The sequence below is a fragment of the Prauserella marina genome, from assembly GCF_002240355.1.
Lineage (GTDB): Bacteria > Actinomycetota > Actinomycetes > Mycobacteriales > Pseudonocardiaceae > Prauserella_A > Prauserella_A marina.
The window spans coordinates 5,823,121-5,836,445 of sequence record NZ_CP016353.1; the positions used below are offsets into that span (position 1 = coordinate 5,823,121).

11 protein-coding genes are annotated in these 13,325 nt (G+C 67.2%); 5 read left to right on the forward strand and 6 right to left on the reverse strand.

Annotation, left to right across the window (positions count from 1 at the left end):
- Window positions 1-2: 2 nt before the first annotated feature.
- Window positions 3-1,208: a threonine ammonia-lyase gene (gene ilvA / locus BAY61_RS26860; RefSeq protein WP_091809174.1), complete on the reverse strand. Its 1,206-nt coding sequence runs from the start codon at window positions 1,206-1,208 to the stop codon at window positions 3-5.
- Between the two features lie 133 nt (window positions 1,209-1,341).
- Here ilvA and BAY61_RS26865 point away from each other — a divergent pair, with 133 nt between their 5' ends.
- On the forward strand, window positions 1,342-1,611 hold the full coding sequence (locus BAY61_RS26865) for a hypothetical protein (protein ID WP_091809172.1): 270 nt from the start codon (window positions 1,342-1,344) through the stop codon (window positions 1,609-1,611).
- Window positions 1,612-1,615: 4 nt separating this feature from the next.
- Here BAY61_RS26865 and BAY61_RS26870 read toward each other — a convergent pair whose 3' ends face one another.
- The 3 genes from BAY61_RS26870 to BAY61_RS26885 all read right to left on the reverse strand — a co-directional run bounded on the left by BAY61_RS26870 (window position 1,616) and on the right by BAY61_RS26885 (window position 5,864).
- Window positions 1,616-2,773 carry a cystathionine gamma-synthase gene (locus BAY61_RS26870; protein WP_091809170.1) on the reverse strand — a complete coding sequence of 386 codons (1,158 nt, stop codon included), beginning with the start codon at window positions 2,771-2,773 and terminating at the stop codon, window positions 1,616-1,618.
- A gap of 185 nt (window positions 2,774-2,958) precedes the next feature.
- A complete protein-coding gene (locus BAY61_RS33160) occupies window positions 2,959-4,371 on the reverse strand; it encodes a hypothetical protein (RefSeq protein ID WP_170140293.1) in 1,413 nt (470 codons plus the stop codon).
- 122 nt (window positions 4,372-4,493) lie between these two features.
- Window positions 4,494-5,864 carry a cystathionine beta-synthase gene (locus BAY61_RS26885; protein ID WP_091809164.1) on the reverse strand — a complete coding sequence of 457 codons (1,371 nt, stop codon included), beginning with the start codon at window positions 5,862-5,864 and terminating at the stop codon, window positions 4,494-4,496.
- A 120-nt stretch (window positions 5,865-5,984) separates the two neighbouring features.
- Between BAY61_RS26885 and BAY61_RS26890 the strand changes: the two genes are divergently transcribed.
- Entirely contained in the window at window positions 5,985-7,832 is a 1,848-nt protein-coding gene (locus tag BAY61_RS26890; protein ID WP_091809162.1) for a bifunctional metallophosphatase/5'-nucleotidase, read from the forward strand.
- Window positions 7,833-7,954: 122 nt separating this feature from the next.
- The gene (locus BAY61_RS26895) at window positions 7,955-9,175 is read left to right on the forward strand and encodes an acetyl-CoA C-acetyltransferase (protein ID WP_091809159.1); all 1,221 of its coding nucleotides are present in this window, start codon (window positions 7,955-7,957) and stop codon (window positions 9,173-9,175) included.
- Window positions 9,176-9,214: 39 nt separating this feature from the next.
- Here BAY61_RS26895 and BAY61_RS26900 read toward each other — a convergent pair whose 3' ends face one another.
- Together BAY61_RS26900 and BAY61_RS26905 are read right to left on the reverse strand one after the other, a co-directional pair.
- Window positions 9,215-9,790: an LppU/SCO3897 family protein gene (locus BAY61_RS26900; protein WP_094168526.1), complete on the reverse strand. Its 576-nt coding sequence runs from the start codon at window positions 9,788-9,790 to the stop codon at window positions 9,215-9,217.
- A gap of 163 nt (window positions 9,791-9,953) precedes the next feature.
- Window positions 9,954-10,772, reverse strand: a complete 819-nt coding sequence (locus BAY61_RS26905) for a Bax inhibitor-1/YccA family protein (RefSeq protein WP_091809156.1) — start codon at window positions 10,770-10,772, stop codon at window positions 9,954-9,956.
- 340 nt (window positions 10,773-11,112) lie between these two features.
- Here BAY61_RS26905 and BAY61_RS26910 point away from each other — a divergent pair, with 340 nt between their 5' ends.
- The gene (locus BAY61_RS26910; RefSeq protein ID WP_091809460.1) at window positions 11,113-12,504 is read left to right on the forward strand and encodes an MSCRAMM family protein; all 1,392 of its coding nucleotides are present in this window, start codon (window positions 11,113-11,115) and stop codon (window positions 12,502-12,504) included.
- Window positions 12,501-13,253 (forward strand): class F sortase, encoded by a 753-nt coding sequence (locus BAY61_RS26915; RefSeq protein ID WP_091809155.1) that lies wholly within the window; start codon window positions 12,501-12,503, stop codon window positions 13,251-13,253. The genes BAY61_RS26910 and BAY61_RS26915 overlap by 4 nt, the downstream gene beginning before the upstream one ends.
- The last annotated feature ends 72 nt before the right edge of the window (window positions 13,254-13,325 follow it).

A 13,325-nucleotide genomic window follows, 5' to 3' on the forward strand; every position in this document is an offset into this window, starting at 1 on the left:
GTTCACGGCATGACCGTGTAGCCACCGCGCTGGAGTTCCGCGGCGACGTCGGCACAATGCTCGGGGCCGCGGGTCTCCAGCTTCAGCGCGATCTCGACCTCGCCGATGGCCAGCCTTCCCGAGATCCTGGAGTGTTCGACGTCGACCACGTTCGCGCCGAGTTCGCCGACCTTCGACAGCACACCGGCCAGCGAACCAGGCCGGTCCGGCACGCACAGCCGCAGGCTCAGGTACCGGCCGGCCGCCGTCATGCCGTGCTGGATGATCTGCATCAACAGCAAGGGGTCGACGTTGCCGCCGGAAAGCACGGCGACGACGGGAGCCGGAAAAGCGCCCGGGTACTCCAGCAGTGCGGCGACCGCGGCGGCACCCGCCGGTTCGACGACCAGTTTTCGACGTTCGAGGCACAGCAACACCGCGCGGGACAACGATTCCTCGCTCACCGTCAACACGTCGTCGACGAGCGAGGAGACGTGCGCGTAGGTGAGCGGCCCCGGCTGCCCCACCGCGATACCGTCGGCCATCGTCTGCATGCTGTGCAGCCGGACCGGCGCGCCAGCCGCCAGCGAAAGGGGGAAAGCCGCCGCGGCTTCCGCCTGTACGGCGACCATGCGTACGTCAGGTCGCACCGCCTTGATCGCACTCGCGACCCCGCCGACGAGACCACCACCACCCGTCGAGACGAGCACGGTCGCGACCTCGGGAACCTGGTCGAGTATTTCCAGCCCCACGGTGCCCTGTCCCGCGATGATGTCCTCGTGGTCGAAGGGGTGGATGAACACCGCACCCGTTCGCTCCGCGAACGCGATCGCCTCGGCGAGCGCTTCCTCAAGTACGGCACCGTGCAGATGAACCTCGGCCCCGTAACCCTTTGTCGCCGCGAGCTTCGGCAACGGCGCCCGCTCCGGCATGAACACCGTCGCCTTGGTGCCGAGCAGCGCGGCGGCAAGCGCGACACCCTGCGCGTGGTTGCCCGCACTCGCCGCGACGACACCGCGTGCTCGTTCCTCGTCGGTGAGCCCGTGAATACGGGTGTAGGCGCCCCGGATCTTGAACGAGCCCGTACGTTGCAGGTTCTCGCACTTGAATCGCACCGGACCGCCGTGAGTTTCCTCAAGGTCGCGGGCGTGCTCCATCGGCGTCCTGCGCACCACGGGTTCGAGTAGCCGTTGTGCCTGACGAATCCGGTCCACGCTGACGAGTCGCATAACCGCAGATTAACGCCGTCGAGCACGCCCGTCGCCGCTGCCGTCGCGGGTCACGGGGAGGTTACGTACATGGCATCGGTCACGGTTGGGTACCCTGGGTGCGGCAGTGCCTTCGACGCAGGGAGAACACAAGATGGCAAGGGTGGGCATCTCGCGCGGATCGCGCTCTGCCGGTGTCGTGCCCCTGCTGGCGGGAATCGGGTCCGCGCTCGCGCTCGCCGGTGCCGCCGTCTATACCGTCGACCTCGCCAGTTGCTCCGATCCCGGCCGCTACATCCGTCACGACAACCATGTCGAACTCGTCGGAAGCTGCGTCGACGGCAGCAAGCTCCCCGCGCGGGAGAGCGGGCCGGACGGCACCCGGGACACGGGTGCCGTGCAGCACGGCAACTACCAGCCGTAGCCCGTCAGCTCAGCGCCTTCTTGAGGTCGGTCACCAGATCGCTCGCGTCCTCGATTCCCACCGAAAGCCGGATCAGCTCAGCGGGCACCTGCAACAGCGATCCCGCGACGCTCGCGTGAGTCATGCGACCCGGGTGTTCGATGAGCGACTCGACCCCGCCAAGCGACTCGGCCAGGATGAACAGCTCCGTCTTCGCCGCGACGTCGAGCGCGGCCTGCTCGCCGTCCGCGTGGTCGAATGACACCATGCCGCCGAACCGTCGCATTTGCTTTGCCGCGACGTCGTGCCCGGGATGTTCGGGGAGGCCAGGGTAGTAGACCTTGCTCACCTTCGGGTGCGCGAGCAACACCTCGGTGACGAGTTCGGCGTTGTCACAGTGCCGTTCCATGCGCACGGCGAGCGTCTTGAGACCGCGCAGGGTCAGCCACGCGTCGAAAGCACCCGGCACCGCGCCCGAGGCGTTGCGCAGGAAGAAAAGTTGTTCCCGCAATTCGTCGGAATTCGTGACGACCGCCCCGCCGACGACATCGGAATGTCCGCCGAGGTATTTCGTCGTCGAGTGCACGACGACGTCGGCTCCGAGTTCGAGTGGGGTCTGGAGGTAGGGCGTCGCGAACGTGTTGTCGACGACCAGTTTCGCTCCGCCGACGTGCGCCGCCTCGGCCAGCGCGGTGATGTCGGCGATGCCGAGCAGCGGGTTGGTCGGCGACTCGCACCACACGAGCTTGGTCTCCGGCCTGATGGCGGCCCTTACCTCATCCAAATTGGACAGATGAGCGACGCTGTAGTCGATGCCCCAGTTGGTCAGCACCTTGTCGATGAGCCGGAACGTGCCGCCGTAGACATCGTTGCCGAGCACGAGATGGTCACCTGGGCGGAGGGTGGCCCGCAAGACCGCGTCGGTCGCGGCCATCCCCGAGGCATAGGCGAGGGCGTGCCTTCCGCTCTCCAGCGCGGCCAGCGCCTGCTCAAGAGCCGTACGCGTCGGGTTGGCGGTCCGCGAGTACTCGTAGTCACCTTCGCGGGTCCCGCCAACTCCGTCCTGCGCGTAGGTCGAAGTCTGGTAAATCGGCACGATCACGGCGCCCGTCCTGGGATCGGGCTGCTGTCCTGCGTGAATCGCGCGTGTCTCGAAACCGAGGGCGGCGGAGTCGTGAACCATGCCACCAGCCTAACCGCGCCCCACGACCGTTCACCGTCGGTGGACCCCATTACGCGCAGGGAGCGAACCTCACTGATCGTCGCCACTCGCCCGGCCGAAGCACAAGCACACGGTTCGTGACCCGGGACGCGAAAAGGCGCCCCGGCCGAAGACCGGGGCGCCTTGTTCACTGCTTGTTCAGTTGCTCACCACTGCTGCGGTGGCTGCTGCCCGTAACCGGGAGGCGGGCCCTGCGGCGGCTGACCGCCGAACCCACCTGGCTGCTGCGGCGGAGGCCCAGGCTGCTGGAACCCACCGCTGGCCGGGTTCTGCCCACCGGGCTGGCCGAAACCACCGGGCTGCGGGAAACCACCGGGCTGGCTCGGCGGACCGAACCCACCAGGCTGACCGCCCTGCGGGGCACCGAATCCACCGGGACCACCGAAGCCGCCGGGGCCACCAGGACCAGCGGGACCACCGGGACCGCCACCGAGACCGACGTACTGCTTGGTCTGCGGCAGGGTTCCCAGCACGCCGATGGCGAGGAGCAGGACGCCGAAGATCAGCGTGAAGATGATCCGCGTCGGCGGGTCACCACCCTCGGCCATGAGCAGGATCGAGAACAGCAACAGGAAGAAGCCGCCAACGGTCACGAAGTTCGGAGTGATCTTCCGCAGAGCCGCTCCGAGCTTGTCCACCAGCGCGATCAGGACGCCGCCCGCGATCGCCAAGGCCGAGCCGACCATGAGCATGATCAGGTAGAAGGTGATCTGGCCGGGGATCTCGACCTCGTCGACCGCCTGCCCGATCTGCTCGGCGGCGGCCTCGGCGCCACCCATGGCGTCGATCGAGGACTGGCACTCTTCCTCGGACATTCCGCTCTGCTCGACGCACAGGTCGACGATGTCGTCGGCCGAAGGAGCGCCGGGGTTGAGATCGGACCACAGGGTGATCGCGAGGACGAGACCGATCACGCCGAGCACGACGGCAAGGCCGCCGGCGATCCAGCCGAACAGCTTGTTGTTACCGCCACCACTTGGGGGCGGTCCACCGAAGCCGGGAGCACCGAAGGGTTGCTGCGGCGGCGGGCCACCGAAGCCACCGGGCTGCCCCTGGGCGGGGTCGAACCCGCCAGGCTGACCACCGAAACCGGGAGGCGGCTGCTGACCGGGAGGCGGACCCCCAAATCCCGGCTGTGCCTGACCTGGCTGACCCGGCTGCTGCGGCTGACCCGGCTGACCCTGCTGTCCGAAACCGCCGCCCTGCGGTGGCTGCTGACCGAATCCCCCCTGCGGATTCATCGCGCCGGGGTTGTCGGCAGCGCTCGGTGGGGGCGCATACGGAATGGACGGTGGCGGCTGGGAGCCGGGTGGCACCAGCTGGGTCGACTCTGCACCGGGATCCTCCTGTTGTGGTTGTGCCGGTTGGACGACCTGAGTGGGCTCCGGCGTTTCGCCGAACTGCTGTTCCCCCTGCTGTTGCTGGTGGGGCTGCACCACCTGAGTCGGCTCCGAGGAACCGAACGGATTGTCTTGTTGAGGTTGTTGACCACCGGGAGGACCCTGCGGTGGTTGCTGACCACCACCCCAGGGCTGGTTCGGCGGCTGCGGAGCGCTCATGTGGGTCTTGAACCCCCTTGACGAGGACCTTGATGATTTTGGCTCGCGCACACGGTATCGGATGTGTGATGTGAATGTGCGTAACGCCCCTGTTATGAGATGCGATGTGTATTTTCTGACTCTTAGTGACCGGAGAGGAACGCCAGCAGGTCCTGCCGCGTCACGACGCCCGCCGGCTTGCCGCCTTCGAGCACCATCGCCCCGCTCGCCGAGGTCAGCGCCTTCATCGCGGAACCGACCTGTTCACCAGCGCCGATGGTGGGCAATGGCGGGGACATGTGCTTTTCCAGCCGGTCGGCGAGCGCGGCCTTGCCGGTGAAGAGCGCGTCGAGCAGATCGCGCTCGTTGACGGCACCGACGACCTCGGCGGCCATCACCGGAGGCTCGGCACTGACGACGGGCATTTGACTGACCCCGAATTCGCGCAGAATCGCCACCGCTTCGGCGACTGTCTCATTGGGATGCGAATGCACGAGGTCGGGAAGCGTCCCTCCCTTGCGGCGCAACACATCGCCGACCGTCGCGCCGGTGGAGTCCGGAGGCAGGAAACCGTAGGAAGCCATCCACGCGTCGTTGAACACCTTGCCGAGATAGCCACGGCCACCGTCGGGAAGCAGCACGACGATCACGTCGTCGGGACCGCACCTTCCGGCGAGTTCCAGAGCGGCGGCGACCGCCATTCCGCACGAGCCGCCGACGAGCAGCCCCTCTTCCCTGGCAAGCCTGCGAGTCGTGGTGAACGAGTCGGCGTCGGTCACCGCGATGATCTCGTCGGCGACCTCCCTGTCGTAGGTCGTCGGCCAGAAGTCCTCTCCGACGCCTTCGACCAGATACGGCCTTCCCGTTCCTCCCGAATACACGGAACCCTCCGGATCGGCGCCGACGATCCGGACACCGCCTTCGGAGATGTCCTTCAGGTACCTGCCTGTTCCCGAGATGGTGCCGCCGGTTCCCACTCCCGCGACGAAATGAGTGACCTTGCCTTCGGTCTGCCGCCAGATCTCGGGACCGGTGGAGTGGTAGTGGCTCTCGGGGTTCTGCGGATTGGCGTACTGGTTGGGTTTCCACGCGCCGTCGATCTCGTCGACGAGGCGGTCGGAGACGCTGTAATAGGACTCGGGATGCTCCGGCGCGACGGCGGTCGGGCAGACGACGACCTCCGCCCCGTACGCCTTGAGGACGTTGCGCTTGTCCTCGCTGACCTTGTCAGGGCAGACGAACACGCAGTGGTAACCCTTGCGCTGAGCCACGATGGCGAGCCCGACCCCGGTGTTGCCCGATGTCGGCTCGACGATCGTGCCACCCGGCTTCAGCTCTCCGCTCGCCTCGGCCGCCTCCACCATGCGCAGCGCGATGCGGTCCTTCACGCTGCCGCCCGGGTTGACGTACTCGACCTTGGCGAGCACCAGCGGGCTCAGCCCCTCGGTGAGGGCGTTGAGCCTGACCAGCGGGGTGTTGCCCACGAGGTCGATGACGTGTTCTGCGTATTCCATGTCGTCAGCGTAAACAGTGCTCGAAGAGCAGACATCGCAGCCGGGAATCGATGGTCCGGCTTGGATCCGTGTGCTTAGCTCACACCCGTCATACGTTGGAGTGAATTGCGAGGAGCTCGCTTGAAATCCCTCAAGAAGCACCGTCTGAGAGCGGCGGTGACTGCGGCACTCGCCGGCTCGTTGCTGGTCAGTACCGGTGGCGCCCCTGCATCGGCAACCAACCTGAGCAAGATCCCGACCTTCACGTTGAGCGTGCTTTTCACCAATGACATGGAGTCGGCGCTGCTCGGCGTCGAAGGTGACGGCACCGACGAAGGTCCGATCGTCGACGGCGGAGATCGCCCCTACGGCAGCCCGTCCCGCGCGAAGACGCTGATGAACAAGCTGCGCAAGGAAGCGACGACCGGCTGGCCGAAGCCGGGCCAGGCGCTGTGGCGCGGCGAGGTCACGGTGTCCGGTGGCGACAACTTCCTCGCCGGCCCCGAGTTCTCGGCCAGTCTGGAAAACGGAGTCCCGTTCTACGACGCGCTCGCGATCAAGGAGATCGGCTACGACGCCAGCGCGGTCGGCAACCACGAGTTCGACTTCGGCCCCGAGGTCTTCGGCGAGTTCATCGAGAGCCTCGGCGGCTCGCTCGACTACGTCAGCGCGAACCTCGACGTTTCCGGCGAGCCTTCGCTCGACGCCTACGCCAAGGACGGCACCCTCGTCACCAGCAAGGTGCTGCGCTCCTCCGGTCAGCGGATCGGCATGATCGGCCTCACCACGCCGGAGCTGCCCGCGCTGTCCAGCCCGCGCAACGTCACCGTCGACGGCAACCTCGCCGGTATCGCCAACGGGCTTGCGGACGACTTCAAGAAGCGCGGCATCAACAAGGTCATCGTGGTGAGCCACCTTCAGGACATCGACAACGAACTGGCGCTCGTGCCACAGCTTTCCGGCATCGACGCGGTCGTCGGCGCGGGTGGCGGCGAGATCCTCGCGAACGACAAGGACCGGCTGATTCCCGGTGACGAGGCGGAGCGCGGCTTCCCGCTCTACGCCGACGACGCGACCGGCAAGTCGATTCCCGTCGTCACGACGACCGGCGACTACAAGTACATCGGCAGGCTGGTGCTGAACTTCAACTTCCGGGGCGAGGTCGTCAGCGTCGACAAGAGGCAGACCGGTCCGGTCAGGGTTTCCGGCGTCGGCCCCGACGCCGTTCACGGCGACCACAGCGTGCGCGCCCAGGTCGAGAAGCCGGTGGCCGAACACCTCGCGACCCTCTCCGAGACCGTCGTCGCCACGAGCGAGGTGGCGCTCAACGGTGTCCGCAACGACGTTCGCACCAAGGAAACCAACCTCGGCAACCTGGTCGCGGACAGTCTTCTCCACGCGGGCAAGGAACAGGCCGACGAGTACGGCGTCGCGCCCCCTCAGGTCGCGATCCAGAACGGTGGCGGGCTCCGCAACGACTCGGTGCTGCCCGCGGGGGACATCTCGGCGCTCAACACCTACGACGTCGCGCCGTTCTCGAACTTCGTCGCGGTCGTTCCCGACGTACCGAGGGACGTTCTGCGGCAGCTGCTGGAGCGTGGCGTCGCGGCCTCACCGGCGGCCTCCGGCGCGTTCATGCAGCTCGGCGGGGTTTCGGTGAGCTACGACCCGAGCAAGCAGGCACAGGTGGTCGACGAGGGCACCAGCACGGTCGTCACACCTGGCGAGCGGATCCAGGACGTCACGCTCGCCGACGGCACCGAGATCGTCAAGGACGGCGCCGTCGTCGAAGGGGCACCGATTTCGGTTGTCACCAACGACTTCTCGGCTCGGGGCGGCGACGGCTACCCGTTCGAGGAGCTTCCGTTCACCCCGGTCGGCATGACCTATCAGCAGGCACTTGAGCAGTACCTGACCGATGGGCTTTCCGGCTCGGTCAGCTCCGAGCAGTACCCGGAGGGCGGCAGCGGACGGATCGTCGTGCGCTGACCCGGCTATTCGGTTTCCTGAGCAACCCGTAGGTGGCGCCTGCCACCTACGGGTTGCTTGCTTTCCGGGAAGGGGCAGGATAGGGCTAAGCAGCCGCTTAGCTACCCGAAGGAGTGCCAGCCATGGCGGAAGCCGTGATCGTCTCGACCGCACGTTCGCCCATCGGCAGAGCGGGCAAGGGCTCGTTGGTCGACCTGCGCCCCGACGACCTCGCCACCCGCATGGTGCGGGCGGCACTCGACAAGGTGCCCGAACTGGCGCCAACCGACATCGACGATCTGATGCTCGGCTGCGGCCTTCCCGGCGGCGAGTCCGGCTTCAACATGGGCAGGGTCGTCGCCGTCCAACTCGGCTACGACCACCTGCCCGGCTGCACGATCACCCGCTACTGCTCTTCGAGCTTGCAGACGACCCGCATGGCACTGCACGCCATCAAAGCGGGAGAGGGCGACGTCTTCATCTCGGCGGGAGTCGAGACGGTTTCCCGCTTCGCGAAGGGCAGCTCGGATTCGTGGCCCGACACCCACAACCCGCTCTTCTCCCAAGCCGAGGCGAGGACGGTGCGCACGGCGGAGCAGGGCGCGGAGAACTGGATTGACCCGAGGGACAACGGCGAGCTGCCCGACGTCTACATCGCGATGGGGCAGACGGCGGAGAACCTTGCCCGTGTCAAGGGCGTGTCGAGGGAGGAGATGGACGTCTTCGGCGTGCGCTCGCAGAACCTTGCCGAAAAGGCCATCGCCAACGGGTTCTGGGCGAAGGACATCACCCCGGTGACGCTGCCCGACGGCACCGTCGTCAGCAAGGACGACGGCCCGCGCGCCGGAGTCACCCTCGAAGGCGTTTCCGGGCTCAAGCCCGTTTTCCGGCCGGATGGCAGGGTCACGGCAGGCAACTGCTGCCCGCTCAACGACGGTGCCGCCGCGCTCGTGATCATGTCGGACACGAAGGCGAAGGAACTGGGCATCACACCACTCGCGCGAATCGTGTCGACCGGTGTCTCGGGACTCTCGCCGGAAATCATGGGCTACGGCCCCGTCGAGGCGTCGAAGCAGGCGCTCGGCCGCGCGGGAATGACGGTGGGCGACATCGATCTCGTCGAGATCAACGAGGCGTTCGCCGCTCAGGTCATCCCCTCCTACCGTGATCTCGGCATCGACATCGACCGGCTCAACGTCAACGGCGGCGCCATCGCGGTCGGCCACCCGTTCGGCATGACCGGTGCCCGCATCACCTCGACGCTCATCAATTCGTTGCAGCACCACGACAAGCAGTTCGGGCTCGAAACGATGTGCGTCGGCGGCGGCCAGGGCATGGCCATGGTGCTCGAACGGCTTTCCTGACCAGCGGATCTCCTGACACCACCGCTTCGGGCGGTGGTGTCAGGCGGCCGTCGGTTGCGCGATGCACATGACCGTCTCGGGCTCCGGGTAGACGATGCCGTCGGTGGCCTTCGTGTTCGCGCACGCGACATCGGGGTCGGTGGTGTCGGCGACGACCTTGACGACCTCCAGTTCCGCGCTGGGATCGGTACAGGCCACCCTCGTGTATGCCTCTGTCGGTGAGGAGATGTTCGCGAAACAGTCGCCGTCCTTCGCGTTGATCATCAGGCAGAGTGTGTTGCCGTCCTGCCGGTGGATCTGGTCGTACCGCCTGCTCGGACAGCTCTCGCCGTCGCCGCTCAGAGTGACGGCGACCTTGGCGTTTGCCTTCTCCTCGCCGCAGTCGACGACGGCGGGTGCCCGCGAGGGGGCTTCGACGTATTCGGCGACGTAAATGCAGTCCCCCGCCTCGGCGTTACGGACGTCGTCACCGAACAACCGCGTCGCACCGAAGATCAGCAACCCGGCGACCACGATCACGACCGGCAACCCCTGCCTGAGGCTGATGCCGCGTTTCCGCTTCCGTCGAGCGGAACCGTCGAAATCGGGCTGACCTGAGTGTGGGGGAACCGTCACCGCGAACCTCGCAAATCATGGTCGACCTGAGCCAACCAAACTCGCTCGGCCCGAACGCGCGGGACAGCGACACCCTCCCCACCCCCGATCAGGTGGGTGGCGACACGAAAAGGGGCGCCCGGCCGATGGCCGGACGCCCCTCATCCAGGAGTTGGCTAGTGGATCAGTCGCTCTGCAAATACGACAGCAGGCGAAGGATCTCAAGGTAGAGCCACACCAGTGTGACCATGAGGCCGAAGGCGACGTACCAGGACCACTTGGCCGGAACGCCCTCGCGGATCATCTTGTCGGCCATGTCGAAGTCGAGCAGGAAGCTGAACGCCGCGATGCCGATGACGACGATGCTGAAGATGATGGCCAGCGGGCTGCCGTCGCGGATGCCCAAGTTGACGCCGAACAGGCCGAGCACCAGGTTGGCCAGCATCAGGACCAGCACGCCACCCAGCGCACCGATGATCCACTTGGTGAGCTTCGGCGTCACCTTGACCGCGCCGGTCTTGTAGACGACCAGCATCACGACGAACACACCGGCCGTGCCGAGAATGGCTTGCAGCGCGATGCCGGGATAGATCATCTCGAAGACACCGGTGATGGCTCCGAGGAAGACACCCTCAGCCGCCGAGTAGGCCAGCGTCATCGGGCCACTTGCCATCTGCTTAAAGCTGATGATCAGCGCCAGCACGAGGCCGACGAGCATGCCGCCGATCATCGCGCCGGTGATGGCACCCATGTTGTCCGCGGCGGCCTGAGACTGCGCCCAGATCGCGGTCACCACACCGACGAGCAAGGTCACACCGAGGCTCGCGCCGGTCTTCATGACCACGTCGTCCACGGTCATGGGGCGGTCGGCAGCGCCGGAGGGTGCCTGCGGCGCGCCGTATCCGGGGCCTCCGCCCTGCGGTCCGTTGAAGCCCTGGTACGGCGCTTGGGCCGCGGCTCCCCCCGGCAGGTTGCGGAAGGCGGGGTTGCTAGAGGTTCGCACCTGATCCTCCTGGATCTGCTGGCACTTGCATCGGGTATAACGACCGCCCGTGCCGGTCGGTTCCCATCGTCAGTAAAGTCGACTTTACCCACATCAAGCGGCGTGGGCGTACCCCACCGTAAAGGTGTCGCCGATTCGTTCCTCCGGCGACGTCCACCAGGTGGCCGATTGCCCCCTTCACCCGTTTCAGGTCATTCTCACTTGGCGTGTTCGGCTGTTGACCGAACGCAGGTCGGGGATCTCATCCACGACTCATTCACGAAATGGGGGCACTCTGGTGGTGCGATCGGCACGCCTTGGTTTCGCTGTCCGCTTTCTCGTCGCGACCCTGCTGTGCTCGATGTCGCTGGTCGTGTTCGCTCCCGCGGCCTCAGCCGACGTCCAGGAAGGGGCAGGGCACCGCACGACGCCGGGACAGTCGTGGGGTGACAGGGAAAGGGCCTACGACTGGGTCGGTTCCTACGTCGTCGGCGGGAAGCAGGTCTTCTGCGTCTCGTTCGCGCTCAAGGCACCGGACACCGGTGAGGTATACGAACCGGGCGACGAACTGCTGACCAAGTGGGGCACGAAGCTGCCGGAGGACGTCGCGGCGAACATCTCCTACCTGCTGCTGCGCTACGGCGACACCCAGGACGCCGACGAGGCCGCCGCACTGGCCCACCTGCTGCACGCCTGGACGGCGGCGCCCCGCTCCCCTGCCGACCTCGATCCGGCCAAGCCGTTCGACCAGATCGGCTACGACGTCGACTTGCAGTTCGGCAAGCTGCCACAGGGCGCGAAGGACGCGGTAGAGCGCCTTCGCGCCGACGCCGAAGCCAACAGGGGGCCGTGGGAGGCCATCGTCACGGCTCCGGAAGAAGAACAGACCATCGGTGACGAGGGCGAATGGACGATCACCGTCACCAACGCCGCCGGTGAGGGCGTTCCCGACGTTCCCGTCACGCTGACGCTCACCGACGCGCGGCTCGCCGAAGAAGCCGAGGAAGCTCCCGAAGAAGACGCCGACACCGCCGATTCGGCGCCGTCGACCGTTACGACGGGCGCCGACGGAACCGCGGTGATCGGTGTCGTACCGACCGGTGAGAACCCGAAGGTCGGCGCGAGCCTTTCCGCACCAGCCGAGCGGCCCTACGTGCAGGACCCGGTCACCACCGACACCCAGCGCGTCGTGTCGACGGGTGGCGAGCAGGAACTGACGGCCGAGGCGACCGTTGCGGCGAGGACGGCGCCGGGGATCGTGGAGATCGCCAAGATCGACGCGGCGTCGGGTGAGGGCATCGCGGGAGCGGTACTGCGGCTGACCGCGAGCGACAAGACCGCCCCGGCACTCGACCAGGAAGGGCAGCCGCTCGTCGGCGAGGACGGCAAACCGGCCGTCGTGACGACGGAAGGCGAGGACGGCACAGCGACCATCGAGAACCTGCGGACTCCGCAGGAGGTGTGTGTCGTCGAGGTCAGCGCTCCTTCCGGCTACGACGATGCCTTCGACCCCGGTGATCCACCTTCGGCCTGCGGCACCCTCGACGAGGGCGGGACGCTCGTACTGGAGGTCGAGAACGTCGCGAACCAGGTCCCGAAGACCATCCCGGCAGGCGCCCAGCCGAGCACCATCGCGCAGAGCGCGACCACGTCGAACGCACCGGTCAGCGCGCTGCTGGGTATGGGCGTGCTCGCGCTCGTGGTTTCAGGGCTCGTCGGCTGGACGGTGAGAAGGCGGTTCACCGGACGTTGAGCGCCACGAAGTCCACCGAAGGAGGCCAGCCGGGCAGGACACGGGCTTACCTGCTCGGCGTGGGAAGCGTGCTCGCCGTCGAACTCGCCGTGCTCGGGTTCGTGCTCGCGCCGACGACCGCGGTGATCGCGGGCGTCGCGGCGCCCATGCACACCGCGGCGGCGGACACCGCGGAGACGGCTCCCCGCGCCGCGCCACCCGCACCGAGGGAGCAGCCTCCTGCCGCCACCACCACGGAGAAACCCGCCGCGCCCGCGACGGCGCCGAGCACCCCGGCTCAGCCAAGGACCGAGGTACCGGTGTCGAGCGGGCAGCGGCCGGGCACCATCGCGCTTCCCGACGGCGGGACGGCGAGGCTCGTGAGGGAGGAGGTCGGCGCGGACGCCGTCCTTCCCGTTCCGGACGACCTCGGTGAGGCCACCTGGTGGGGAGCCGGACTCGACGCGCCAAGCGGGGCCAGCGTGTTCGCGGGACACGTCAACTGGCACGGCCAAACCGGCCCGTTCGCCGAACTGTGGGACATCAGGGTCGACGAGCCGATCACCGTCACCGACGCCGAAGGCACGACGTGGCGCTACCGGGTCAGTCAGATCATCACGCTGCACAAGGACGAACTGCCCGCGAGGTCCGCCGAGCTGTTCGGGCAGAGCGGTCCGCACCGGATCGTGCTGGTGACGTGTGGTGGCCGCTGGCTCGGCGGCAACACCGGCTACGCCGAGAACAGGGTCGTCGTCGCCGAACCGGCCTGACGAATACGGCGCGCACCCTGCTGCGCGGCGGGCGCTACTGACACAATGCGCGTGTCCGCTGCGGCTCGGTGA